Source organism: Actinomadura gamaensis (genome assembly GCF_042652125.1).
GTDB classification, from domain to species: Bacteria; Actinomycetota; Actinomycetes; order Streptosporangiales; family Streptosporangiaceae; genus Spirillospora; species Spirillospora gamaensis.
Genome location: NZ_JBHSIT010000001.1, coordinates 1 through 24,292 on the forward strand (window position 1 = coordinate 1; position 24,292 = coordinate 24,292).

General features: G+C 71.7%; 28 protein-coding genes. 9 read left to right on the forward strand and 19 right to left on the reverse strand.

Features of this window, described 5'->3' with window-relative positions; translation table 11 throughout:
• The coding region (locus tag ACFPCY_RS00005) for a hypothetical protein (RefSeq protein WP_378251431.1) at positions 1-188 on the forward strand (188 nt) is incomplete at its 5' end.
• On the opposite strand, the gene ACFPCY_RS00010 is transcribed toward ACFPCY_RS00005, so the two are convergent.
• From ACFPCY_RS00010 to ACFPCY_RS00050, 9 genes are all read right to left on the reverse strand, one after another.
• Positions 164-724: an NADAR family protein gene (locus tag ACFPCY_RS00010; RefSeq protein ID WP_378251432.1), complete on the reverse strand. Its 561-nt coding sequence runs from the start codon at positions 722-724 to the stop codon at positions 164-166. The genes ACFPCY_RS00005 and ACFPCY_RS00010 overlap by 25 nt on opposite strands.
• Positions 725-833: 109 nt before the next feature.
• Positions 834-2,327, reverse strand: a complete 1,494-nt coding sequence (locus tag ACFPCY_RS00015) for an alpha/beta hydrolase (RefSeq protein ID WP_378252537.1) — start codon at positions 2,325-2,327, stop codon at positions 834-836.
• Positions 2,328-2,532: 205 nt separating this feature from the next.
• The gene (locus ACFPCY_RS00020; RefSeq protein ID WP_378251433.1) at positions 2,533-3,600 is read right to left on the reverse strand and encodes a trypsin-like serine peptidase; all 1,068 of its coding nucleotides are present in this window, start codon (positions 3,598-3,600) and stop codon (positions 2,533-2,535) included.
• A gap of 153 nt (positions 3,601-3,753) precedes the next feature.
• Positions 3,754-4,116, reverse strand: coding sequence for a hypothetical protein (locus ACFPCY_RS00025; RefSeq protein WP_378251434.1), 363 nt, complete (start codon positions 4,114-4,116; stop codon positions 3,754-3,756).
• Positions 4,117-4,229: 113 nt separating this feature from the next.
• Complete coding sequence (locus ACFPCY_RS00030; protein WP_378251435.1) at positions 4,230-4,781, reverse strand: thioredoxin family protein; 552 nt, start codon at positions 4,779-4,781, stop codon at positions 4,230-4,232.
• A 218-nt stretch (positions 4,782-4,999) separates the two neighbouring features.
• A complete protein-coding gene (locus tag ACFPCY_RS00035; protein WP_378251436.1) occupies positions 5,000-5,683 on the reverse strand; it encodes a hypothetical protein in 684 nt (227 codons plus the stop codon).
• 45 nt (positions 5,684-5,728) lie between these two features.
• Positions 5,729-6,253, reverse strand: coding sequence for a hypothetical protein (locus ACFPCY_RS00040; RefSeq protein WP_378251437.1), 525 nt, complete (start codon positions 6,251-6,253; stop codon positions 5,729-5,731).
• A gap of 100 nt (positions 6,254-6,353) precedes the next feature.
• Positions 6,354-6,995: a cysteine--tRNA ligase gene (locus ACFPCY_RS00045; protein WP_378251438.1), complete on the reverse strand. Its 642-nt coding sequence runs from the start codon at positions 6,993-6,995 to the stop codon at positions 6,354-6,356.
• A gap of 46 nt (positions 6,996-7,041) precedes the next feature.
• A complete protein-coding gene (locus ACFPCY_RS00050; RefSeq protein ID WP_378251439.1) occupies positions 7,042-7,818 on the reverse strand; it encodes a class I SAM-dependent methyltransferase in 777 nt (258 codons plus the stop codon).
• A 172-nt stretch (positions 7,819-7,990) separates the two neighbouring features.
• Between ACFPCY_RS00050 and ACFPCY_RS00055 the strand changes: the two genes are divergently transcribed.
• The 3 genes from ACFPCY_RS00055 to ACFPCY_RS00065 all read left to right on the forward strand — a co-directional run bounded on the left by ACFPCY_RS00055 (position 7,991) and on the right by ACFPCY_RS00065 (position 10,289).
• Entirely contained in the window at positions 7,991-8,344 is a 354-nt protein-coding gene (locus ACFPCY_RS00055; protein WP_378251440.1) for a hypothetical protein, read from the forward strand.
• 93 nt (positions 8,345-8,437) lie between these two features.
• The gene (locus ACFPCY_RS00060) at positions 8,438-9,310 is read left to right on the forward strand and encodes an enoyl-CoA hydratase-related protein (protein WP_378251441.1); all 873 of its coding nucleotides are present in this window, start codon (positions 8,438-8,440) and stop codon (positions 9,308-9,310) included.
• Positions 9,311-9,509: 199 nt separating this feature from the next.
• Positions 9,510-10,289: a polysaccharide deacetylase family protein gene (locus ACFPCY_RS00065; protein ID WP_378251442.1), complete on the forward strand. Its 780-nt coding sequence runs from the start codon at positions 9,510-9,512 to the stop codon at positions 10,287-10,289.
• Positions 10,290-10,295: 6 nt separating this feature from the next.
• Here ACFPCY_RS00065 and ACFPCY_RS00070 read toward each other — a convergent pair whose 3' ends face one another.
• The 3 genes from ACFPCY_RS00070 to ACFPCY_RS00080 form a co-directional block, all read right to left on the reverse strand.
• Positions 10,296-12,602, reverse strand: a complete 2,307-nt coding sequence (locus tag ACFPCY_RS00070; protein WP_378251443.1) for a YhgE/Pip family protein — start codon at positions 12,600-12,602, stop codon at positions 10,296-10,298.
• Positions 12,603-12,697: 95 nt separating this feature from the next.
• Positions 12,698-13,402 (reverse strand): ATP-binding cassette domain-containing protein, encoded by a 705-nt coding sequence (locus tag ACFPCY_RS00075; protein ID WP_378251444.1) that lies wholly within the window; start codon positions 13,400-13,402, stop codon positions 12,698-12,700.
• A 131-nt stretch (positions 13,403-13,533) separates the two neighbouring features.
• Entirely contained in the window at positions 13,534-13,788 is a 255-nt protein-coding gene (locus ACFPCY_RS00080) for a putative acetyltransferase (RefSeq protein ID WP_378251445.1), read from the reverse strand.
• Positions 13,789-13,899: 111 nt separating this feature from the next.
• Here ACFPCY_RS00080 and fdxA point away from each other — a divergent pair, with 111 nt between their 5' ends.
• The 3 genes from fdxA to ACFPCY_RS00095 all read left to right on the forward strand — a co-directional run bounded on the left by fdxA (position 13,900) and on the right by ACFPCY_RS00095 (position 16,698).
• Complete coding sequence (fdxA, locus tag ACFPCY_RS00085) at positions 13,900-14,226, forward strand: ferredoxin (protein WP_378251446.1); 327 nt, start codon at positions 13,900-13,902, stop codon at positions 14,224-14,226.
• Between the two features lie 103 nt (positions 14,227-14,329).
• Positions 14,330-15,415 carry a succinyldiaminopimelate transaminase gene (dapC, locus tag ACFPCY_RS00090; RefSeq protein ID WP_378251447.1) on the forward strand — a complete coding sequence of 362 codons (1,086 nt, stop codon included), beginning with the start codon at positions 14,330-14,332 and terminating at the stop codon, positions 15,413-15,415.
• Positions 15,416-15,555: 140 nt separating this feature from the next.
• Entirely contained in the window at positions 15,556-16,698 is a 1,143-nt protein-coding gene (locus ACFPCY_RS00095) for an acyl-CoA dehydrogenase family protein (protein ID WP_378251448.1), read from the forward strand.
• 12 nt (positions 16,699-16,710) lie between these two features.
• Here ACFPCY_RS00095 and ACFPCY_RS00100 read toward each other — a convergent pair whose 3' ends face one another.
• The 6 genes from ACFPCY_RS00100 to ACFPCY_RS00125 form a co-directional block, all read right to left on the reverse strand.
• The gene (locus ACFPCY_RS00100) at positions 16,711-17,670 is read right to left on the reverse strand and encodes a nucleotidyl transferase AbiEii/AbiGii toxin family protein (RefSeq protein ID WP_378251449.1); all 960 of its coding nucleotides are present in this window, start codon (positions 17,668-17,670) and stop codon (positions 16,711-16,713) included.
• A complete protein-coding gene (locus tag ACFPCY_RS00105) occupies positions 17,667-18,311 on the reverse strand; it encodes a type IV toxin-antitoxin system AbiEi family antitoxin domain-containing protein (protein WP_378251450.1) in 645 nt (214 codons plus the stop codon). The genes ACFPCY_RS00100 and ACFPCY_RS00105 overlap by 4 nt, the downstream gene beginning before the upstream one ends.
• 159 nt (positions 18,312-18,470) lie before the next feature.
• Entirely contained in the window at positions 18,471-18,656 is a 186-nt protein-coding gene (locus ACFPCY_RS00110; protein WP_378251451.1) for a DUF397 domain-containing protein, read from the reverse strand.
• 29 nt (positions 18,657-18,685) lie between these two features.
• Positions 18,686-18,871, reverse strand: a complete 186-nt coding sequence (locus ACFPCY_RS00115; protein ID WP_378251452.1) for a DUF397 domain-containing protein — start codon at positions 18,869-18,871, stop codon at positions 18,686-18,688.
• Between the two features lie 29 nt (positions 18,872-18,900).
• Positions 18,901-19,086, reverse strand: coding sequence for a DUF397 domain-containing protein (locus tag ACFPCY_RS00120; RefSeq protein WP_378251453.1), 186 nt, complete (start codon positions 19,084-19,086; stop codon positions 18,901-18,903).
• Positions 19,083-19,964 (reverse strand): helix-turn-helix domain-containing protein, encoded by an 882-nt coding sequence (locus ACFPCY_RS00125; RefSeq protein ID WP_378251454.1) that lies wholly within the window; start codon positions 19,962-19,964, stop codon positions 19,083-19,085. The genes ACFPCY_RS00120 and ACFPCY_RS00125 overlap by 4 nt, the downstream gene beginning before the upstream one ends.
• A 342-nt stretch (positions 19,965-20,306) precedes the next feature.
• Between ACFPCY_RS00125 and ACFPCY_RS00130 the strand changes: the two genes are divergently transcribed.
• Positions 20,307-20,726: an ATP-binding protein gene (locus ACFPCY_RS00130; RefSeq protein ID WP_378251455.1), complete on the forward strand. Its 420-nt coding sequence runs from the start codon at positions 20,307-20,309 to the stop codon at positions 20,724-20,726.
• A 4-nt stretch (positions 20,727-20,730) separates the two neighbouring features.
• Here ACFPCY_RS00130 and ACFPCY_RS00135 read toward each other — a convergent pair whose 3' ends face one another.
• Complete coding sequence (locus ACFPCY_RS00135; protein WP_378251456.1) at positions 20,731-23,601, reverse strand: AfsR/SARP family transcriptional regulator; 2,871 nt, start codon at positions 23,599-23,601, stop codon at positions 20,731-20,733.
• Between the two features lie 300 nt (positions 23,602-23,901).
• Between ACFPCY_RS00135 and ACFPCY_RS00140 the strand changes: the two genes are divergently transcribed.
• Positions 23,902-24,234 (forward strand): hypothetical protein, encoded by a 333-nt coding sequence (locus ACFPCY_RS00140; protein WP_378251457.1) that lies wholly within the window; start codon positions 23,902-23,904, stop codon positions 24,232-24,234.
• The last annotated feature ends 58 nt before the right edge of the window (positions 24,235-24,292 follow it).

Consider the following 24,292-nt stretch of genomic DNA (forward strand, 5'->3'; position numbering starts at 1 on the left):
GTCCCGCGCTGCCGCGTCCCGCGCTGCCGCGCCCCGCGCTGCCGCGTCCCGCGCTGCCGCGTCCCGCGCTGCCGCGCTGCCGCGTGCCGCGGGGCCGCGTGCCGCGGGGCCGCGTGCCGTGGGGCCGCGTGCTGCGTGACCGCGCGTGCTGGGGGCGGCGGGGTCAGGCGTCGTGGCGGCTGCGGTAGCTTTCGATCATCTCTTCGCGCAGCTCGTCGCGCGCGTCCATCAGGGCGAAGCCCAGCAGGTTCAGGCCGCGCCACTGCGACGGGCGGCGCGCCTCGGGGGCGTGCTCGTCGTAGCCGATACCCCAGATGCGGTCCAGCGGGCTGGCCTCGACGAGGACCTTCCCGACCGTCGAGAGCAGGAAGCCGCGCAGGTCCGGGTCGGACGAGAACTTGGCGACGCTGCCGCGCCGGACGATGTCGTACCGGTGCTCGACCCACGCGTCCTCGTCGAACCCGCGCACGTTCCGGCCCATGGCCTTCGCGCGCCCCGGATCCGGCGACTCCAGGATCTTCGCGACGGACGCCTCGTCCCCGAACAGCCGCGCCTTCTCGCACATCATGTAGTGCTCGGCGGTCGGGTACTCGACGCCGTCCACGGTGAACGGCGACGGGTACCACTGGCTCAGGCAGCCCTTCGCCTGCGTCCCTCCCCAGAACAGGACGAACTTGGGAAGCTCACCGCGTTTTTCCAGTTCGAGAAGCTCTTCCATGGTCATTCTCCGAGCGTGGCGGACGTCCCGCGACCGGCGCAATCGGATAAACGAACCCCCGGCCGGAAAATCCGACCGGGGGCCCGGAAAAATCACAGCGCTCGAAGCGCGGTGCTCAGAAGCGCGTCGGCTGCGACGGGGAGCGCGGGATCCGGCGCTCGTTCTGCGAGCTGTAGTCCGGCAGGACGGCCGGGCAGCGCGCGCCCGCCGCCGGACGCGTCCCCGCCAGCAGGTAGGCGTCCACGGACTTGCGGACGCAGGGGCTCAGCCCGTACGCGCCGTGCCCCGCGCCCTGGTAGGTCACCAGGGACGAACCCCTGACCTGCCGGTTCACGTTCTCCGCCCACGGGTAGACCGTCGCCGGGTCGCCGACCCCGCCGATCACCACGACGGGCGCCGACGCCGGGATGCGGGACGGCCGCTGCCGGTCGGCCCCGCCCGGACGGCCCAGGCACGCGACGACCGCCTCGTAGCCGAGCGGGCTCGTCCCCAGGTGCGGGGCGGCCTTCCGGTTCGCGGCCCACATCGCGGCCAGGTCCTTGTAGTTCCGCACCGGGAACGACCAGTCCGAGCACATGATCCCGGCGAACCGGCCGTCCGGCGACACGGGCGTGCGCGCGCCCTTGACCTTGCGGGCCTTCTGCCGGGACAGCTCGCCCAGCTCCTCGCTCAGCTCGTTCCAGGCGATCGGGTCGTACATGGTCGACCGGACGGTCTGGGCGATCCCGGCCGGGGTGAGCCGGATCTTCGGCGAGTCGATGTCGTGCAGCGTCCCGGCGGAGGCCCGCTTCATCAGCGAGTCCAGCACCTTCCACGGGTTCTTGCCGCGGATCGCGCAGTACTTGGACGTCGGGCACCAGCGCGCGAACTGCGCGTAGGCCGCCTCCAGCCCGCGCGACTCGTCCGAGGTGAAACGGGACGCGCCCGCGACGGTGTGGTCCATCGTGCCGTCCACGACCATCGCCTTCAGACGGCCCGGGAAGAGCTCGGCGTAACGCTGCCCGAGCCACGTCCCGTAGGAGACGCCGTAGTAGCTGATGCGCTGCTCGCCCAGCGCCGCGCGGACGGCGTCCATGTCACGCGCGAAGTCGGTGGCGCCCATGTGGTCGTACATGGGGCCGGTGTTCTTGCGGCACGCCTTGTACAGCGCGCCCTGGTACGCCTTCAGCTTGCGGAACTCGGCCTCGTTCCGCGGGTAGAGCGCCGGCGCCTTGCCGAGTTTTCCGCACTTGACGGGATGGCTCCCGCCGACGCCGCGCGGGTCGAACCCGACGATGTCATAGCGCTTGCGCACCTCGCGGGACAGCCCGGCCCGGTCGAGCACGAAGTCGATGCCCGACCCGCCCGGCCCGCCGGGGTTCACGAAGACGGTCCCGAGGCGGTGCTTCGGATCGGTGGCCCTGGCCCGGGCGACGGCGAGCTTGATCGTGCCGAGTTTCGGGCGGGCCCGGTCGATGGGGACGGTGAGCGTGCCGCACTGCGCGGAGTGGTCGTCCGCGCAGCGCTTCCAGGTGATCTCGGCGGGGGACGCGGCCTGCGCCGGCGCGGAAGCCAGCGGCACCGCCGCCACCAGGGCGGCTGCCGCGGCGTATCCCGCCGTGCGGCCCATTCGGGTCACGGAAAAGGACTCCCTGTGGGATGGGGCCTGCGGGGACAGGGAGATGATCTCGGCGTCAGATCACGATTGGGTCATCTCCGAACGCCGATTACGGAAAACAATGAGCCCCGCCGTCCGACCGGACGGCGGGGCCCCGCGCCTCGGAGCCTCAGCCCCGAACCGCCTCAGGACGTCAGCCCTGGACGGCTCCGGGACGTCAGCCCTGGATCGCCTTGTACAGCTTGATCGCCGCCGACCCGAGGTACGGCGAGTTCATCTGCAGCGTCTTGGTCATGTGCGTGCTGTTGATGCCCGCGACGCGTCCGATGCCGTTGCTCTTCATCCCGTAGAGCCACGGCCCGCCGCTCGCGCCCGGCCCCATGCTGCACATGATGCCGAGTCCCCCGGCGGGGTACTTGGAGGCGAAGCTCGTGCCCGAGCAGTAGTAGAGCTGGTCCGGCGGGTTGTGCAGCCTCTTGCCGGAGGGCAGGAGCTCGGCAGGGTAGCCGAACGTGTAGAAGGGGTACTTGCGGTGCTTGTACCCAAAGCTCAGGCCCTGCGCGCCGGTCACCGACTGAATCGGCGTCTTGCCGTGCTTCGTCACGGTGAAGGCAGCGAAGTCGTAGCGGAGGTCACTGCTGTTGGCCCAAGGCGCCATGACGCGGATGCCGGACAGGTACCAGACCCCGAGGCCCTTGCCCCTGTCGAAGTCCGGCTGGAACGCGTAGTACCTGTAAAACCCGTTCTTGCCGCCCCGGCCCTTGTGGACGCAGTGCCCCGCCGTCCACACCGTGGACTTGTTGTGCGAAGTGATGACGGTCGCCGTGCAGGAGTAGAAGGTCTCGCGGTCGTCGGTGGCGAGCAGGCGTCCGATCGTGCGCGCGGGGGCCTTGCCGTGCCGCGTCCAGAGCCTGGCGCTGGAGCTGGCGGCGGTCACCGTTCCTTTGGCGCTGAGCGAGTCCGGAGTGTTCTCCGGTAGCGCACCATCGAGGTTGAGCGATTGGGTGTCAGCCGCCTCCGCCTGGATCCCGGACGACTGCGCAGTCGATGCCGGCTCGGGCATCGGCACGACCTTGGCCTTCGACAAGTCGAGGTTGGCCTGTGCGGACATGCCGGAGCCGAAGTCCTTGGCGATGATGCCCGGCCCGGCCGGGCTCTGCGCCGACACCTTCCCGGCGTCGTGCGTGGTGGACGTGCCGGTGGCGGCGTACGCCACCCCGCCGCCGATGGCGAGCGCACCGGCGGCGCCGCCCGCGATGAGAAGTCGGGTCTTGGAAGGACGCACCCAACTGGCCTTTCCGTAGAGGGATCGGTAACAGCCGTGATGAAAGCCCCAAGACAACCGACTTGGGGCGCGTGCGTCAACCTACGCCAACCGCGCCACACGCGAAGAAATACCGCCAAAGTGGATGCCGATGTTCACCTTCCGTCCCCGTGCTCAGTAGGTGACGTGAGTGGCGTGGTCCTTGACGGGAGGAAGGCACGTGGTAGGGCTGCACGCCGCGTAGGAGACGACGGCGTCACCCGCGTGGCCGGACCGGCGCAGGGGGAGCGTGAGCGTCACCGGGCCGTCGGGGTAGACGGGCAGGGTGGCGTTCACGGACGGCAGGTGAAGAGCGCGAACGGGCTGGTCCGCCGTGGGACGGGCCGTGGCGGTGAGGCCGTCCCGGACGGTCAGGTTCGTGGCGACGCCCAGGCCCTCGACACCGCCCGGCGGCAGGTCGCGGCTGTAGAGGTGGAAACCGGGGCGGACGGGCCGGAAGACCGCGGTCGCGGTGGACGCCGTCACCCTGATCGTCACTTCCACGCCACCCTCGGTGAAGCGGTCGGATGTCCGCCCGTGCGTCGCCGCGCACCCACCGAGCGCGAACGCCACACCGAGTGAGGCCGCCAGGACGATGGCCGGAAGCGGTCTCACCGCCACCAGTGGCCCAGGAAGGTCGTCACCCGCCGGGGCGTCGCGGCGTCCTTGCCCCCGACGGCGTCATTGCCCGTCACGACCTTGACCTCCCCGGACGGCGCGAGGACGACGAACGCCGGGATGCCGGTCCGCTCCAGGTTCAGCCCGTAGCGGTGCGCCGTGGCGAGGTTCCGGTCGAACCGTCCGACGTCGACCATGACCAGGTGGTACTGGCCGAGCAGGGCCAGGACGGAACTGTCCCGGTAGACGCGCAGCATGGTCTTGCACGACGGGCACCAGTTCGCGCCGAAGTCGAGCAGGACGGGCCGGTGGTCGGCGCGGGCCTTGGCGAGCGCGGCCGAGATGTCGGCCGGGGCGCTCCGGGACGTGCCGTACCCGGTGGGCACGTCCTTCAAGGCCATGGGCGGCGCGGACGGGGCCTGCGCCGGCGTGCTCGACACCTCGCCGGCGGCCTTGGGGATCTCGACGCCGCCGGGGGAGGCGGTGCCGCACGAGGCCGCCGCCAGGACGGCGACGACGGCCAGCGCGAGGGCTTTCGCGGGCATGGGGAACGGGACTCCTCAAGATCAAATGACGCTCGACAGTAGCGTTCGATCTCGGGATGCGGGGTTCGGCTGCCGGATCCGGCCAACTCGTAAGTCCAGAGGCGAACTCGAAGGTCAGGCGAGGGCGAAGGACGCGCGGTCGGCGGCGGTCAGGTCGCCGAGCAGGGAGGCGAGGACGGTGGCGGGGGACGTCCTTAAGGCGTCGTCGCCTGGGTGGATCAGGAGGGGGTGTCCGTGCGGGTCTGGATCTCCTGGACGGTCAGGTGGGTCGAGGCGGAGGCCGGGAAGGTGCCGTAGGAGCCGCTCAGGGCGTCGCATGCGCCGGAGCAGGTCCAGTTCACCGTGTAGTAGACCGTCGCGGTGACCGTGGCGGACGTGGCGCGGCGGTAGGTGTAGGCGCAGGTGCTCGGTGGGCCGCCTCGGTGGTAGGGAGTGCCCGGGCCGTCGCAGGTGGTCGCGGCCTCGCCCGTGGACCAGTCCACGCGGAGCGGCGTGCCGGTCATGGTGACGGTCTGGCCGTCCACGGAGGCGCGGGCGAGGCGCGGTTTCCAGGCGGACGCGTCGATCCACAAGTACGTCGGCAGCGAGACCCACGAGCGGCCGGACGGGCTGGTGTGCGGACGCGGCGGCGGGAGCTCGAAGGAGTCCCAGGCCATCGCCGCGACGTCGGCCGTCGGGACTTTCGCGGGCTTCTCGGGGAGCGTCATGCAATGGTCTGCGCCGCCGGTCGCCCGGCACATCGGCTCGACGTCGATGCCCTCGGGGGGTGCGGCGTCCGCGGCGGACGACCTTCCGTGGCCGCCCGGTGAGGCCGACGACGCGCCGATCGTGCAGACCCAGCCGCCCGATCGGGTGCAGCCGCCGGTCAGGACCGTCCAGGCGAGCAGGGACGAGGTCAGCAACGGGAGTCCTTGAGTGCGGTCAGCATCGGAATTCCTCCCACGCGGTCAGCATCGGGAGTCCTTGGGCGTGGCCAGTTCGGCGACCTTCCACGTGCCGTCGGCGTGCGACATCGTGGCATAGACCAGGGAGCGGTGCGGTCTCGGCGCGCCGCCCACGCGCTTCCCGGTCCCGCGCCGGAAGGTGTACGGGCCCGCGGCGGCCAGGCAGTCGACGAGCTGCGCCGATCCCGCGCGGACGGCCGCCAGGTGCGGGTGGGGGACCGCGTGTCCTCGCAGGACGACGCCCTTGCGCCGGTCGCGGGCGATCTCCTTCTGGAGGTGGGCGGCCACCGCGCCGGTCGCGACGGTCGGGATCTGCGACGCGTCGCCCGTCGCCAGCGCCTTCTCGGCGACCTCGTGGAAGCGGCGGTACCGGGTCAGGACGTCCTCGGGAGCGGTCGGCGGGGCCGCGGCGAACCTGGACGGGACGGTTCCCACGGGGTTCAGGACCCCGCCGCGTGCCGCCGTCCGGTCGGTGCAGGCCGACGCGGCAAGGCACAGCGCGAGCGCGGCGTACACCATGCCCCTCATCGAGCCCTCCTTCATGCGCGGGGGCTCGCAGGCTAACGGCGTCGCGGCGGGACCCGCCGGGGCTCTGGGGAACGTCCCGATGGGCCCGCCTCGCCGTGAATCAGGTGGTCCGGCCGATGTCGGCCACGACGTTCAGGCCGAGGAGCAGGTCGAGGTGGATGAACGTCTCCAGCTTCGCGCCGGGGGCGAGCGACGCGTCGGACGCGACCCGGTCCAGGACGGCCAGCGCGACCGGGGTGTTCAGGTCGTCCGCGAGCGCCTTCTCGGCCTCGGTGACCGACGGGCGGTGCAGCGGACGGCCCGGAGCGTTCGCCCAGGTCGCGACGTCCGTCCGCCAAGCGTGGAGGCGTGCTGAGGCGGCTTCGGCGTCCGGGACGAGCGGCTCGCGGTAGTGCGCCGACAGGAAGGCCAGCCGCACGGCCAGCGGATCGTCCTCGGGCACCGAACCGGACGCTGCTGGCGGAACCACGAGCGTCAGGGATTCAGCCTCCCGCGCCTCCGGGACGATGTGGATATCCGGGCGGGACGGCGGGGGCAGCAGCGGAGGGACGCCGTAGTCGGACGCGTCCTCGTGCGTGCCCGCGACCTGGACGCGTCGTCCGGCGCGTTCGGCGACGCGGCGGAACAGGTCCGCGACGACCAGGCCGCGGAGGTCGGCGTCGTCCGCGATGTGGACCGACAGCACCTCCGTGCGTGGCAGGCCTTCGAGCCGTCCGGACCGAGGGTCGTGCAGGCGCAGCATGCCTCGGAGCCTAAGCGATGCCCCGGAGGACCCGCGGGAGTGGCGGTCAGGGGAGGGTGGTGGAGCCGTCCGGCTTGCGGACGGCGGCGAAGCGCAGCCGGACGTAGTCCGCGACCCAGCCGGACTCGCGGCGCAGGGCGGGGGCGGCCAGCTCGTTGACGCGGGCGAGCAGCGGCTCGACCATCTCGGGCGGGACGTCGGCGAGGGTGCTCGGCGCGTAGATGCGGATCCAGTCGGCCGCGCCGTCCGGGCATTCGGTCATCCGGGACGGCCGGTCGGCGTGCTCCATGAGGCGGATGGTGAAGCCGCCGTCCTCCAGCCGCGCCGCGTACTCGGCGGGCGTCGGGAAGTACCAGGGGAGTTCGGGCTCGCCGAGGCCGAACACGCGCCACGCGGTCTGCATCGCGGCGATCAGCTCGGCGCAGTTCCCGGCGCCGCCGAGCTCGCCGACGAACCGTCCGCCGGGACGGAGCGCGGCGTGCACGCGGGCGATCACGGCGTCCGGGTCGCGGGTCATCCAGTGCAGGGCCGCGTTGGAGGCGACCGCGTCGAACGGCTCGCTGGTGGTGAAGTCGTGCGCGTCGCCGATCGTGAACGACAGGCCGGGGTACAGCGCGGACGCCTGGGCGACCATCTCGGGCGCGCCGTCGATGCCCAGCACCTCGGCCCCGCGCTCGGCGATCTCCGCGGTGAACGAGCCCGTCCCGCAGCCCAGGTCGATGATCTTCTCGCCGGGTTGCGGGTCGAGCAGGTCGACCAGCGGGGCGCCGTGTGCGGAGACGTACCCGAAGGCTGAGTCGTACGTCGACACGGACCAGTTCACATCGCGCAATTTATCGGACATGTCACTTCCGCCGGGCGCTCGACCCCGCCCGCGCCGCCATATCGTGACGTGAGCGGAACGGGCGAGCGCCGGCGGAACGGGCGAGCGTCAGGGGAACGGGCGAGCGCCGGCGGAACGGGCGAGCGTCAGCGGAACGGGCGAGGAGGAACGCGTGGATCGGCAGCGGACACGGGGCGAGGTCCGGATCGTCGGGGCCGAGCGTCCCGGCGGGCTGGAACTGCGGACGGCGGGCCTGGCGGCGCGCGGCCTGCCGGAGCTGCGGGTGACCGGGCTCGCCTGGTACCTCGGGTCGGGCTGGTCGCGGGTGCTCGGCGAGCTGGCGCGGCGGATCGCCGCCGCCGGACCGGCGCACCCGGCGACCTTCGAGCTCGGCGACGGCGTGACGGTCAACCTCGTCCCGGACGGCGACTTCCTCGCCCCGCACCCGCCGCCCGGCGTGACCGCGGGCGTCGCCGACTGGCGTCGCGAGATCGTCGAGAGCCTCTTCCCGTCCGCGTCGTCCTGACCCCTCCCTCACCTGTGGGGCGGGGGCGGGCGCCGGGAGCTTCGGGGGACGCATTCTAGAATCGGCTTCCAAAACGCGGGAAGGGACGGCCGGGTGACGTACACCGAGATCGAGTACGAGGTGCGGGACGGGATCGCGACGATCACCCTGAACCGTCCGCACCGGATGAACGCCTACACGTACACGATGCGCGCCGAGATGCTCGACGCGTTCGACCGGATCGACGCCGACGACGACGTGCGCGTGGTCGTCGTGACGGGCGCCGGCAAGGCGTTCTGCGCGGGCGCGGACCTCGGCGGCGGTGGCGACACCTTCAACAAGGACAAGTCCCACGACATGTTCGCCGGGGAGGACGACGTCCTGGAGGACGGCACCCCGCGCGACGGCGGCGGCACGGTCGCGCTGCGCATCGCGCGCTGCCTGAAGCCCGTCATCGGCGCGTTCAACGGCGCGGCCGTGGGCGTCGGGGTGACCATGACGCTGCCCATGGACGTCCGGCTGGCCAGCGAGAAGGCCAAGTTCGGGTTCGTGTTCGCGCGGCGCGGGATCGTCACCGAGGCCGCCTCGTCCTGGTTCCTGCCGCGGCTCGTCGGGATCGCGCAGGCCATGGAATGGGCCGCGACCGGACGGGTCTTCGACGCCCGCGAGGCGCTCGACGGCGGGCTCGTGTCCCGCGTCTACCCGCCGGACGAACTGCTCCCCGCCGCGTACGCGCTCGCCCGCGAGATCGCCGACAACACCTCGGCCGTGTCGGTCGCGGCGATCCGGCGGCTGATGTGGTCGGGCCTGTCGGCGCCGTCCCCGTGGGACGCGCACGTCAACGACTCGCGGCTGATGGCGGCGCTCGGCGGCGCCCCGGACGCGGCCGAGGGCGTCACGTCCTTCCTGGAGAAGCGTCCGGCCGAGTTCCCGATGCGGGTCAGCAAGGACCTGCCCGGCGAGGTGCCCGACTGGCCCGTCCGGTGATCAGAAGTTTCAGGTGACCGGCTGGCCGGTTCGCTGATGTTCCTTATGGCTCGACCGCACCGACCGGTTTGTCTGGCAACCTCCGGATTTGTCTGGGGGTTTTGCCGTTTCTGGACGGGATCCTCAAGGACACGTGATCTGTTCCGGGGCACGCCTGAGGCGACGAGGGGCTCAGGCGACGGAGCGGAGGTGCGTGGACATGCGGGGCAGCACGGTGGCGAAGGGCGCGGCGGTGGGGCTGGCGGCGGCGGTGGTCGCGGCCTGCGGGTCCGTCCACGCGGGTGACCTCCGGCAGCAGGCGGCAGCCGCGAAGAAGCGGGCCGCGGCGCTCGCCCCGCCGCCGACCCCGACGGCGCCCCCGGCGCGGACGATGGACTGCGCGCGCCTGAAATGCGTCGCGCTGACCTTCGACGACGGCCCCGGCCCCTACACGGCGCACCTGCTGGACGTGCTGAAGGCGGCGGGCGCGCGCGCGACGTTCTTCATGCTCGGGGAGAACGTCGGCGGGTACAAGGCGGACGTCCGGCGGATGGTCCTGGAGGGGCACCAGCTCGGCAACCACAGCTGGTCGCATCCCCAGCTGACGACGCTGTCCACCGCGGCCGTCCGGTCGCAGGTGCGGCGGACGCAGAAGGTGATCACCCAGGCGTCCGGCGGGGTGGCGCCGGAGGTGTTCCGGCCGCCGTACGGCGCGACGAACGCGCGCGTCGGCAAGGCCGTCGGGATGCCGGAGATCGTCTGGGACGTGGACAGCCTCGACTGGCGGTACCGCGACGTCGCCCGGAACGTCCGGGTCGGGACGCGGGACCCGAAGAAGGGCAACGTCGTGCTGTTCCACGACATCCACAAGACGACCGTGCAGGCGATCCCGCGCGTCCTCGCGGGGCTGAAGAAGCGCGGGTTCACCTTCGTCACGATCGGCGAGCTGACGGAGGGCAAGCGGCTCATCCCCGGCCACACCTTCCCCGCCTGGTCCTGACGCCCTTCACAGTTCGAGGTCCGGTTTCAGCCGGGACATCGTCCAGCGGCGTTGCAGCCGGACGGTCAGCACGAGCAGGGCCAGCGCCGCGAGCAGGTAGAGCCCGAGGATCCCGGCGTCGCGGAGCGCGCGGCTCGCCAGGCCCCCGGAGATCGTCGTCCGCAGCGGCTCCACCAGGTACGTCATCGGGATCACTCGGTGGATCACGCGGAACGGCTGCGGGAGCGTCTGCACCGGGTACAGGCCCCCGCACGACACCAGTTGCGTGATCAGCAGGACGAGCGCCAGCGCGTCCCCGACCGCGCCGACCGCGACCCGCAGGAACTGCACGATCGCGGCGAACGCGGCGATACCGAGCGCCATCAGGCCGAGCGTCCCGGCGGTGGAGACCGGGTCGAGGCCGAGCCCGACGTCCAGGACGAGGAACAGGACCAGCGCCGCGACCAGCCCCACCGCGAGGACGGGCAGGTAGGCCGCGAACGCGACCGTCCCCGCGCCGAGGCGGCCGGCGAGCAGCCTCCCCGAGACCGGACGCATCATCAGGAACGCGACGATCCCGAACACCCACAGGCCGATCGCGATGAAGAACGGCGCGAGGCCGCGCCCGTAGACCTTGGCCGGATGCGCGTTGGACGTCCGGACGTTCACCGGGTTCGCGAAGTTCTCGGCCGCGCGGTGCTGGTCGCCGTTGCCGACCAGCGGGATTTGGTCGCGGGCCGACGCCAGCCCCGACGCGAGCTTCCCGGCACCCGCCTTGAGCTGCGCGTTCCCGTCGTCGAGCTGGATCGCGCCGGAGAGCAGCTGCGCGTTCCCGCTGTCGAGCTGGCGTCCGCCCGCGAGCAACTGCCCGGCGCCCGTATGGAGCTTCTGCGCGCCCGCGAGCAGGGGCGTCGCGCCGTCGTCGAGCTGCCGGGCGCCGGTCGCGACGGCCGCCGCGCCCTTGTCGAGCGTGCGAAGCCCGGACGCGCCCTCCAGCAGCTTCTTCCGCAACGCCGGGACGACCTGCTCGAAGCAGTTCGCGTCGGCGGCGAGTCCCATCGCGACGGTGTTGACGTGCGCGGTCGTCCGGGCGAGGTCGGCGGTGCGCTCGGCGATCGTGTCGGCCAGCTCCAGCAGCGGACCGTAGACCGGGTCGTCCGGCGCGATGTGGTAGCGGACGGCGAGGCGGTGCAGCAGGCCGGGCAGGGTCGCGTCGAGCTTGCGCGCGACGTCGAGGGCCGTCCAGTAGCCGTAGGTGTCGGTGACGGCGGGAAAGCGGGCGGCCAGGTCGCGCAGCCGCGGCTCGGCCGTGCCGTCCACGGACCGCAGTGACCCGAGGAGCGCGCGGTAGTGCGGGCTCTTCGCGACGTCGGGATGCCGGGCGGCGACGTCGCGCAGCCAGCCGTCCACCGCCCCGGTGTCCTTGGCCAGCCGCTGCGTGAGGACGGTCGCGGCCGACGTGAGCCGGGCCGCGTCGGAGGTGACCGAGGACGCCTCGTTCGCCAGCTTCGGCAGGCTCCCGGCGGCGAGCTCGGCCAGCGGGACGGCCGTGGACGCCAGCTCGTGCACGCCCCCGGCCACCTGCGCCGCGCCCGGCGCGAGCCTCGCCGTCCCGGCCTTGAGCTGGGTCAGGCCGTCCGCGAGCTGTTCCGTTCCCGAGTCGGCCTGGGCGAGGCCGGTGACGAGCTGCGCGCTGCCCTGTTTCGCGGCGACGAGACCGTTGACGAGCTGGGCCGATCCGTCCTTCGCCTTGCCGAGTCCCGTGTTGAGCTCGCTCGCGCCGTTCGCCGCGTCCGACAGGCCGCTGTGCAGCTCGGTGAGCTTCCCGAACGCCGCCTCGAAGTAGGCGCTGACGGCCGCCGCCGAGATCTTGCGCTCCAGCTCCGACTGGATCGTCTTGGCCATCACGCCGACGAGGTAGTTGTTCGAGTCGTCCAGCCGGATCGACATCGCGGCCTTCTCCGGCATGCCGGTCGCGCCGCTGGTCAGCCGCGAGCTGAAGTCCGGCGGGACGGTGATCACCGCGTAGTAGCGGCCGTGGCCGAGGCCGTGCGAGGCGGTCCCCGAGTCGGTGAAGTGCCAGTCGAGCAGCCTGTCCTTGCGCAGCTCGGAGACGAAGTCCGCGCCCGCGTTCACCGTCCGGCCCTGCACCTGGACGGGCCGGTCCTCGTTCACGACCGCGACCGGCACCCGGTCGAGCCGCTTGTAGGGGTCCCAGTTCGACCACAGGTAGATCCCGCCGTAGATCGTCGGGACGAGGATCGCGAACACCAGCCCGAGCCGCTGCAACAGCGTGCGGAAGCGCAGCAGCTCATACGGAGCAAGTCGGAACACCGGAGGGAAACGGAACGCCGAGGGGAGACGGAACGCCGGGGGGAGACGGAACGCTGGAGGGAGACGGAAGGCTGGAGGGAGACGGAATCGGCGCATCACTCGGCCCCGCCCTCGTTCGGGGCGGAGTCGGCCGGGGTGGGTCCGGCGGAGCCGGCGGGTTCGTGGCGCGCGAAGTCGCGGGGTTCGAGCCGGACGAACGCGTCGGCGAGGCCGTGCGCGGGCGACGGCTCGGTGACCGTCGCGACCACCGCCGGGCCGGCGCCGGCCGCGCGGCGTGCCGCCGACCACAGCGTGACCTGCTCCTCGGCGTCCGCGCCCAGGTCCAGATCGTCCAGGACGATCACGGCGGGCTCCTCCAGCAGCGCGAGGGCGAGCGCGAGGCGCGTGCTCTCGGCGTCCGGCAGATCGCGGACGACCTCGCCGTCGGCGGCCGTCAGCCCGACGATCTCGCGCACGTCGTCGAAGTCGCGAGCGGCGCCCGGGTCACGCAGGGTGAGGCACCGCTCCCGGACGTGCCGGGCGACGCTCAGCTCCGGCTCCGGCTCGGCCGCGCCGGTCAGCCGCGCGACCGCGACGCGCGTGCGGATGCGCGCGAGGTCCGAGGTGCCGGCGACGGCGAGCGCGCCCTCCGCCGGACGCATCCGTCCGGCCAGCGTGAGCAGCAGACTCGTCCGTCCGCTGCCGCCCGGCCCCGACACCGCGACGACCTCGCCCGGCCCCGCCTTCACCGTCACCCCGGTGAAGATCGGGCCCCGGCGCGTCCGCGCGCCGAGCCCCTCGGCCGCGAGCACAGCTTCCATATCGACCCCCCGGCCAACACCTTCCGGAGGGCGTGCCGTGCCCGGTTCCCCGAACCGGCGGGACGGCCTGGATCTTCACCGAACCTTTGCCGCCACCGTGCGTGACCCCCGAGCCGCGGGGCCGGCGGGGATCACTCCGCGCGGGGGCGGCGGCGGGGCGGCGGGGTGGGCGGGACGACCTTGCCCGCGACGACGATCCCCTCGGGGACGTCCACCAGCTCGCCGGTCCTGCGGCGGACCAGCAGCACTCCGCCGGACCAGGATTCGAGCACGCCGACCACGTCGCTGTACTCTCCCGTTGGCAGACGGCGGCGGAGCGAGACCCGCGCGCCGACGTCGGCCGGTGTGACGGAGACCACCAGCCGCGCGCCGATACGCCCTGGCATGTGCGACCCCCATGTCGAATCGACCGTGCGGTGATGGCCATACTATTCACAGCGAGCTTGCGGTGAGCCGTGACGTGCGGCGGGGCCGGTAACCCGAGAGGAGTCACTGACGTGACCTACGTCATTGCGCAGCCCTGCGTGGACCTGCTCGACAAGGCATGCATCGAGGAGTGCCCGGTCGACTGCATCTACGAGGGGAAGCGCCAGCTCTACATCCACCCCGACGAGTGCGTCGACTGCGGTGCGTGTGAGCCGGTTTGCCCGGTGGAGGCCATCTACTACGAGGACGACGTCCCCGAGCAGTGGAAGGACTTCTACAAGGTGAACGTGGAGTTCTTCGACGACCTCGGCTCCCCGGGCGGGGCCTCGAAGGTCGGGAAGATCGACAAGGACCACCCGATCGTCGCCGCGCTGCCCCCGCAGACGCAGGAGGACTAGCGGCGGCCGGGACTCCCCGGTCCGGTTCAGGTCGTCGGGCCGCGCCCTCCTGTGCGGAGGTCGCGGCCCTCGCCGTTTCTCGATGAGACAGGAGGGGTGGGATTTGCTCTCGCTACCGGATTTCCCGTGGGACCGGCTCGCGCCCTACAAGGAGCGCGCCGCCGCGCACCCGGACGGGATCGTGGACCTCTCGGTCGGCACGCCGGTGGATCCCACCCCGGAGCCGATCCGTGAGGCGCTGCGCGCCGCCGCCGACGCGCCGGGCTACCCGCAGACGTACGGGACGCCCGCGCTGCGCGAGTCCGTCGCGGGCTGGATGCGCCGCCGCCTCGGCGTCGCGGACGCGAACCCTGATGCCGTCCTCCCCGTCGTCGGCACCAAGGAGCTGGTCGCCTGGCTGCCGACGCTGCTCGGCCTCGGCGCGGGCGACAAGGTCGCCTTCCCGGCGCTCGCGTACCCGACCTACGACGTCGGCGCGCGGCTGGCCGGGGCCGCTTCGGTCGCGACCGACTCGCTGCTGTCGCTCGGCCCGGAGACGCCGAAGCTGGTCTGGGTGAACTCGCCGTCCAACCCGACCGGCAAGGTGCTGCCGGTGGAGCACCTGCGCAAGGTGGTCGCGTGGGCGCGCTCGCGCGGCGCGATCGTCGTGAGCGACGAGTGCTACGTCGAGTTCGGCTGGGACGAGTCGAACCCGCCCGTCTCGCTCCTGCACCCGGACGTCTGCGAGGGCTCCCACGAGGGCCTGCTCGTGCTGAACTCGCTGTCCAAGCGCTCCAACATGGCCGGGTACCGCGCGGGATTCGTATCCGGCGACCTGTCGCTGGTCAAGCGCCTGCTGGAGGTGCGCAAGCACGCGGGGATGATCGTCCCGGCGCCGGTGCAGGCCGCGATGCGGGCCGCGTTCGACGACGACGAGCACGTCCGCGAGCAGTACGAGCGGTACGCGCGGCGCCGCGCCGCGCTGCGCGAGGCGTTCGAGCGGCACGGCTTCCGCATCGACCACTCCGAGGCGTCCCTGTACCTGTGGGCGACGCGGGACGAGTCGTGCTGGGACACCGTCGCGCACCTCGCCGACCTCGGCATCCTCGTCGGCCCGGGCGACTTCTACGGCCCGGCGGGCGCGAGCCACGTCCGCATCGCGTTCACCGCGACCGACGAGCGCGTGGAGTCCGGCGCCGCGCGCCTCTGACCCTTCCGCGGAGGCCCGCCACCCATCGCCGGGTGGCGGGCCTTTGGCGTACGTCACACCCTTCTGCCTGGGACGACGGACGCCGCTGCGCTACATTGTGGGCGAGTCAGTACGCACTTACAGTCGAGGAGCTCCGGCGCATGGCACGCGACATCTTCACCGAGGAGCACGAGGCCTTCCGGGACATGGTGCGCTCCTTCATCGCGAAGGAGATCGAGCCGTACCACGCCCAGTGGGAGAAGGACGAGATCGTCTCCCGGGACGTGTGGCTCGCCGCCGGACGGCAGGGCCTGCTCGGCATCGAGATGCCCGAGGAGTACGGCGGCGGCGGCGAGACCGACTACCGCTACTACGCCGTCCTGAACGAGGAGCTGGCGAAGGCGGGCGCGTCCGGGCCGGGCTTCTCGGTGCACAACGACGTCGTCGGCGGCTACCTCGTGCAGCTCCTGAACGACGAGCAGAAGCGCCGCTGGCTGCCCGGCTACTGCCGCGGCGAGCTGATCACCGCGATCGCCATGACCGAGCCCGCCGCCGGCTCCGACCTCCAGGGCATGAAGACCACCGCCGTCAAGGACGGCGACGACTACATCCTGAACGGCCAGAAGACCTTCATCACCAACGGCATCCTGTCCGACCTGGTGATCGTCGCGGCGAAGACCGACCCGTCCGCCGGCGCGCACGGCGTCTCCCTGCTCATGGTCGAGCGCGGCATGCCCGGCTTCGAGCGCGGCCGCAACCTCGACAAGATCGGCATGCACGCCCAGGACACCGCCGAACTCTTCTTCGACAACGTCCGCGTCCCCGCGTCGAACCTCCTGGGCGAGGAAGGCATGGGCTTCATCTACCTCATGCAGAACCTCGCCCGCGAGCGCCTCTGCATCGCCGTCTCCGCCGTCGCGGGCGCCCAGTCCGCCTTCGACATGACCCTGGACTACTGCAAGAACCGCGAGGCGTTCGGCCGTCCCATCGGCAAGTTCCAGCACATCCGCTTCACCCTCGCCGAGATGAAGACCGAGATCACCGTCGCCCGCGCCTTCCTCGACCAGTGCCTCGCCAAGGAGGCCAAGGGCGAACTCGACGCCGAAGAAGCCTCAATGGCCAAGTACTGGACCACCGAAATGCTGAAGACCGTCGTAGACCGCTGCCTCCAACTCCACGGCGGCTACGGCTACATGAACGAGTACCCCATCGCCAAGGCCTACCAGGACGTCCGCATCCAGACCATCTTCGGCGGCACCACCGAAATCATGAAAGAAATCATCGGCCGCAGCCTCGGCATCTGACCGCCCCGCGACCTAATCCGGGCGATTCCCCGGGGCGGCTCCAGCCGTAGGTAGCCATCGCCGGCCGGCAGGGTCCCACCGGCCAGACTGGCGCTCGCCATTCAGCACCGGGTCGAGGAATGCCCTCGCGAGAAGGAGGGCGGGCGCGAGTGTGCGTTCGTTGAGATCTGGCACATCGGCAGCCACACGTTCATAGCCTTTCTTCCAGACGGATGCGTCGGGGATGTCGAAGTGATCGCTGAGCAGCTGGTTTCGACGGTGGTGCTCTGAGTGAAGTGCCCGGCGCAGTGCGGCGGCTTCGATCGTCGCCGTGTGGGCGATCAGGACGATGTCGACCAGATCGCGGAACCGGGTGGACGGTCGGTCACCGTGCCGTTCGACGATGGCCAGGACCTTGTCCGCCAGTGTGTCGACCAGCGGATAGAGCCGATACCGGGGCTTGACCAGCCCTGGGACGTCGGCGAGGAGGTTCAGCGGCCCGCTGGTTTCGGGCGGTGCTGTGATCTGTACGCCGGTGACGAGGTCGATGCTGAAGCGCTCGAACGGGCGGGGACCGAGCGTCGCCGCCACTGGGATCCGCAGACCTGCGACGCCTTGGACGAGTGACCGCGGCTGATCAAGGACGAAGGTGAAGTGATCTCCGAGATCGTGCTCGGCGATGTTCCGCAGTAGCTTGAGCGCGTTCTCCGGGCTAGCCGCGGAGGCGGCCAGATCGATATCGGTGGAATGGCGGGCGGAGTCCAGGCGGGCAAGCATCGCCACGCCGCCTTTGAGGATCCAGGATCCGTCGCCGACGGTGAACACTCTGGCGAGGATCCTGTCGTAGGCGAACTGTCGGCGCAGTTGCGAGACGGTGTAGGGGGATTCTTCGGAAGCGACCTTGAGCCGCGCGGTGATCGCGGCATTGAAGGCAGCGGGCGTCGGGTAGGGGACACCCTCGCCGGCGCCTCTGTACGAGCGCACGTCGGTCATCGTCCGATCTCAGAGAGGAGAAGGCGGAGCAGCCCTGGACCGTCTCTGGGAGGGAGGCCGTAGGACTGCGAGTGGGAGGTGAGCGCGGAGGCGGCGATTGTCGGAGTCAGCAGTCCGCGATCGAGTGCGTCGGAAAGCATCTCGCCGAGATGGCCGCCATCGGTGTTGACCGCGGCCAGGTCCGAAAGCGTGCGTGGCACTGAGGTCACCAGCATCTGGTCCACCCACGCGATATCGTCCGGGCCCAGTGCGCCATGGTGAATCCCGACGTCCGAGCGTCGGGTGCGGACTCTGCGCGTCGCGGGGAAGGTGAACTCGTGCCCGAGCGGGTCCGGGGTGCCCAGGTCGTGGACGAGGGCAGCGCTCATGTGCGAGATGACGCCCTCGCCCGGGGTTCGGGTGCCGACCGGAGTTCCGGGGGAGAGCTGTAGCCAGGCCGCCCTGAGTTCCAGCAGCTCTGGGCGCGGTGCGCCGGCGACGAAGTAGACGCCATGGGCGACTCTTTCGAGCACACCGGCCTGTTCGAGCCGCACGAGATCACGACGGGCGGCACCTGCCGCCTGGGCTTGGCGGGTAGTGAACAGCCCCCATTGCGCCTCGGCGATCGTTGAAGCCGCGGCCAGGGAGGCGGCTAGACTCATGGCACGATTGTCTCACAGTTGAGACAATCGTGTCCGGTGATCGAGGTGGGTGGCCCTGGGCAAAAAACCGAGGATCTTAGGCGGCACCATCGGACCATGAGAGAAACCATCGGCCCTGGCCTCGGCAGCTGACCCACCCGGTAGGGAGTTCTTCCGCGCCTAGTTGCGAAGGACGGTGAGGAAGGCGGCCCAGTCGGCGCGGGTGAAGTCGAGCACGGGGCCTTGGCCATTGGCCTTGGTGTCGCGGACGCCCACGGTGTCGGCGCTGGAGCGCCCGACCTCGACGCAGTTCTCGCCCGGCTCGCTGTGGCTGGCTTTGCGCCAGTCGGAGTACCTGGTGGTCATGTCTTCGTTCCTGCCGTATTGGTGGCGGGCTACCGGCGGAGTTCGGTGAGGAGGGCGGCCCAGTCGGCGCGGGTGACGGCCAGGATGGGGCCTTGGCCGTTGGCCTTGGTGTCGCGGACGCCGACCGTGCTGCTCGTGGAGCGAGCCACCTCGACGCAGCTCTCGCCCGGCTCGCTGTGGCTGGCTTTGCGCCAGTCGGAGTACCTGGTGGTCATGTCTTCGTTCCTGCCGTATTGCTGGCGGATTACCAGCGCAGCTCCGTGAGGAATGCGCGCCAGTCGGCGCGGGTGACGTCCAGGATGGGTCCTTGGCCGTTGGCCTTGGTGTCGCGGACTCCGATTGTGTTGGCTGACGAACGGGCTACTTCGACGCAGGAGTCGTTGGGCTCGCTGCGCTTCGCCTTGCGCCAGCCGTAGTACGTGGTGGTCATGGCGTCGATCCTGCCGCATGAGTGATTTCGTCGGCGAGCGAACTGAGGAAGCTGAGGCTGCTCACCTCCGATAGTGCCGCATCCCGCACGTTCTCGTACCGGGCCAGGCTGCGAGAGACCTCCTCCGGCCGGGTGAGGATGATGTCGGCGGTGACGGTCGCCTCAACGACCACAGTCGGGTCGTCCGGGTCCGGGAACGAGAAGATCAGGAGCGGCGAGCGTGGCATAGGGCTCGCGATCATCTCAGTTCGGAGGGGAAGCACCCGTACGGAAACCCGGGGCTCGGACTCCGCCAGCGCGATGATGTGGCGCAATTGCGAGACGTACACGTCGGGCGGGCAGCTGTAGCGACGTAGCCCCACCTCGTCGAGGATGAACTCGCAGCGCGGGCCGTCCGCGCGGAGGACTGTGCGCTGTCGCTGGAGCCTTGCCTGGGCAAGGCGATCAGCTGAGTACGTGGTCGGCCCCTGTGCCTGTTCCCTCCTGATGAGCGTCCAGGTGTAGTCGGGGGACTGGAGGATGCCGGGAAGGACGCCGGGCTGGTATTCGCGGATGGTTTCGGCGTTGGATTCCAGGTCGGCGTAGATGCGCTGGCGGTCGCCCATCGTGTCGCCGTACTTGTCCCACCAGCCCTTTCGGGCGGCGTCGGTGGCGAGTTCCATGTAGCGGCGCCAGTCGGTGTCGGGGATTTCGAGGGCGCGGAGGATGTTCATGACGTCGGCCAGGTCGGGGCGGCCGTGGGCGTTCTCCAGTTTGGAGATCTTGACGCGGGACTGGTGGATGCGGGCGGCGAGGTCGTCGGCGGTCAGGTCGCGGGACTCGCGGAGCGCGCGGAGTTCGATGGCGAGTCGACGGCGACGTACATAGGGGCTGCTCACACGCGTTCTCCCTTGAACGGACCGGCCCGGGGGTCAACCTCGGCCGCGTGATCTGTCAGACCTGATCGCCACGATAGGCAACGGATGGTGACGGTGGGTGGTTGTTCTCGGGGTTGCGCGGGCTTTTCGTGAAAGGTGCCGGTCGGCTCGGGAACGTTCGCGAGCGGAACGTACGGCTGCGGGACGTCGGGCACGGGCCCGGTCGTGCCGCGCGTCGTAGGAATCGGCTGGAGGGGTGGGCGGGGAGGCCGAAACCGGGACTCGGGCCGTCCGTGGGGATGGACTGTGGGCGACCACGCCGGGTTACCGGTCCAAGCTCGTTCGTGTTCAGGGAGTGCGCCGATGCTGCTCGCGATGCCCCAGCCCGCCCCGTCCGTCCGGGAGATGTACTGGCAGCGTTCCTTTCCCGGTCGTCCCGAACAGGTCAGGGAAGCCCGGTTCTTCCTGCGGACGCTGCTGCCCGGGCATCCCGGGCTGGACGACATGCTGCTGGTCGTCGACGAGCTCGCGGCCAATGCCGTTCAGCACACTCGTTCCGGTGAGCCCGGCGGCGTGTTCGAGGTCGGCGTCCTGCTGGACGGGGAGCACGTCGCGGTCTCCGTGGTCGACCAGGGCGGGTCCGGGGTCCCGGCGGGTGCGGTGTCCGATGAGCTGGACGAGTCCGGTCGCGGGCTCGCTCTCGTCGCCGCTCTCGCCGTCCGCTGTTCCTGGTCGGGGACGGAGGCGTCCCGCACGGTCATCGCCTTCTTTCCCGCTTCGTGAGGGGTCAGGTCGCGAGGATGTGGGCTATCCGGGCGGCTTCGGCGGCGCCTCGGTCGGTGTAGAGGGTCAGGGCCTCGTACCAGTGCGGGCGGGCTTCCTGGCGGCGGCCCAGGGCTTGGTAGGCGTTGCCCAGGCCGTGGTGGGCTCGCGCTTGCTCGTGGCGGTCGTTGATCTCGGTGGCCAGGGAGAGGGCGGCCTGGTGGTGGGTCAGGGCGGCGGTGGGGGAGTCGGTGGCGGTCGCGGTTTCGCCCAGGCCGTTGAGGGCGAAGGCCTGGGCGGCGCGTTCGCCTATGGCCCGGGACGTCGCCAGGGCTTCGCGGTAGTGGTTGCGGGCCGTGGTGTGGTGGCCCAGGTGGTCGTGGGCCTGGGCGAGGAGGCCGAGGGCGTTGCCGCGGGTGAACTGGTCGCCGGTTTTGTCGGTGAGGGCCACGCAGCGTTCCAGGTGGACGAGGGCGTCGGCCGGGCGGCCCGCGTCGTTGTGGACGCCGCCCAGGGCGCAGGTCATGTAGCCGAGGCCGATCTGGTCGTCCAGGGCTTCGGCGATGTCGCAGGCCCGGGCGAGGTGGGTGAGGGCTTCGTCGTGCCGTCCTAGGCGCCAGAGGGCGTAGCCGAGGCCGTTGAGGGCGTGGCTCTCGCCGGTGCGGTCGGCCACGCGGCGGGCTATGTGCAGGGCGAGTTCCAGGTGTTGCACCGCTTCGTCGTAGCGGGCCAGGAAGAAGTAGACGCGGCCGAGGTCGTGCAGGGCGTGGCCCGCGCCGACCGGGTCGTCGTGGCGGCGGGCGGCGGACCAGGCGGCCGTGTGGAGGGCCAGGGCCTCGGTGTGGCGGGCGCGGGCGTTGAGGTAGCGGGCCAGGGCGCCGGACAGGTCGCGGACGTGGCCCGGCCAGCCGTGGTCGGCGGCGTGCGCGGCGGCGGCGAGGAGGTTGGCCCTTTCGGTGTCCAGCCAGGCGAGGGCGTGGTCCGGGCCGGTGAAGGACGCGCCGGGCTCGGATGAGCGCTGCTCGCGTTCGGCGGGGGCGAGCAGGGCCGCCGCGGTCGCCGTGGTGTCGCGGTAGTGGTCGAAGAGCCGGGTCAGGGCGGCGGTGGTGTCGGGGTCCTCGGCGACCAGGTCGGCGGCGTAGGCGCGGACGAGGTCGTGGAACCTGTAGCGGCCCTGCTGCGGCTGCTGGAGCAGGTTGACGTCCAGGAGGTCTTCCAGGAGGTCCTCGGTGGTGGATCGCGGCCAACCGGTGAGGGCGGCGGCCGCTTCGGCGTCGATGTCCGGGCCGGGGTGCAGGCCCAGCAGGCGGAACAGGCGTTGCTGGGGGGCGGTGAGGCACTGGTAGGAGAGGGAGAAGACGGCCGTTATCTCGCGGTCTTCGGCGCGCAGCTCGGTGAGGCGGCGGCGCGTGTCGCGGAGGCGGTCGGTCAGGTGGGCGACGGTCCAGGTGGTGCGGTTGCGGAGGCGGGAGCCCGCGATGCGGATCGCCAGGGGCAGGTGGCCGCAGAGGGCGAGGAGTTCGGTCACGGCGTCCGGTTCCCGGGAGGGACGGGCGTCATCGACGATCTGTTCCAGGAGGGCCGCCGCTTCGGCCCGGGGCAGGACGTCCAGGGACAGGTGCTGGGCGCCGTCCACGCCGCCGAGCCGTCGGCGACTGGTGACCAGGGCCAGGCAACCGGGGGCGCCCGGGAGGAGCGGACGGATCTGGGCGCTGTCGGTGGCGTTGTCCAGGACGACGAGGGTGCGGGTGGTGGTGAGCGTCGCGCGCCACAGGGCCGCCCGGTCCTCCTCGGACGGCGGGATCTGCTCGCCGCGCACGCCTGCCGCCCGCAGCAGCTTCTCCAGCGCGTCGGACGGGCTGAGCGGCGCCTTCACCGGGTGGTGGGCCTGGAGGTCGATCAGCAGCCGGCCGTCCGGGTACCGGTCGGCGAGGCGGTGCGCCAGGTGGACGGCCAGCGCGGTCTTGCCGACGCCGCCCATGCCGTCGATCGCGGAGATCAGCATCGCGGACGGCGCGTCCCCGCGGGCGGGGGCGAGGTCGGCGAGGACGCGGCCCACCTCGCGCCGCCGGCCGGTGAAGTCGGACAGGTCGCCGGGCAGGTCGCAGCGCGCCGCGGGCGACGGCGGCGGCTCGGGCGCGGCGGTGAGGGCCGGGTCGCCGGTCAGGATCTGCTGGTGGAGCCGCCGCAGTTCGGGTCCCGGATCGGCGCCCAGTTCGTCCGCCAGGACGCGCCGGACCTGGTCGTAGGCGGCGAGCGCGTCCGCCTGCCGTCCGGAACGCTGGAGCGCGAGCATGAGCAGCGCCCACAGCGGCTCGCGCAGCGGATGCTCGACGACGAGGCCGCTCAGCTCGCCCACGACGTCGGCGAGGTCGCCGCTGAGCAGCTTCGCCCGGAGGCGGTCCTCGACCACGCCCAGCCGGACCTCGGCGAGGCGGGCCGCCTCGGCGTCGCCGTCGCCGTGCAGGACGACGTCCTCCAGCGGACGCCCGCGCCACAGGGCGAGGGCCCGGGACAGCCGCCGGACGGCGGTGGCGGGCTGGTCCTCGCGCAGGGCGCGCCGTCCCTCGCGGACGAGCGCGTCGAAGGCGAGCAGGTCCAGGTCGTCCGGTTCGACCTGGACGAGGTAGCCGCCCGGCCTGGTCAGCAGCGGGGACGGGCCGCCGCCGGAAGCCTGGAGCAGGCGGCGCAGCGCGGACACGTGCGTCCGCAGGTTCGCCTCGGCCGAGTTCGGCGGCGCGGAGCCCCAGATGATTTCGATCAGTCGGTCCGCGGCGACCACCTGGTTCGCCGACAGCAGCAGCGCCGCCAGCAGGGCGCGCTGCGAGCCCGACCGCACCGGCACGGTCCTGCCGTCCGAACAGATCTCCAGGGGACCGAGCACCCGGAACTCCATGGCCACCTCCCAGGTGAGCACGGATCGTTTCGGCTTCGCGTTCGACCGGGCGGCGAGGCTGTCCGCACCCGGCCGTCCAGCGGTCCGGGCCCGGAGCACCGCGCCGGTGAACAGGCCGCCTTCCGCAAATATGCGCTCCCTGTGCGGTCCCTGTACATCGGCTTCCCACTCTGGAATCACAGCCGATCCGCGGTGGCGGCGACGTCGCACACCGGCTCCGGCCGGTGGCCGCTCGACCGGCTCCGCGTCCCCGGGGACGCGGTTCCAGCAAGGCTCCATCCGAGCTACGGGAGGTAAGTGGTGTTGACCCAGACAGCGCAGACGGCGTCCACGACGGCGGAGGCCGGCGCCGAGGGCGGCCTGGTCCTGCGGGACGAGAACGGCGCCCTGTACTTCATCCGCGAGAGCTTCCTCGACGCGCTCCGCGTGAAGGGCGAGGGCCTGGAGCGGCTGGGCACGCTCCTGCGCGGCAAGGGCGTCGCGGCGGGCGCGAGCGTCCGCGGCTTCCAGATCGTGGACCGCGTCCAGCGGGACGAGATCGAGGTCATCGCGCCGCAGGACCCGGAGGAGATGGGCGAGCTCCAGGCCGTCGTGCTCCCTCCGGTGACCGTCATGTGCCCCTGGTTCTGCTGATCTGACCGGGAGCCGGGGAGCGGAGCCGGCCGGGTGCTCCGGGAGACCGCCCGGGCGG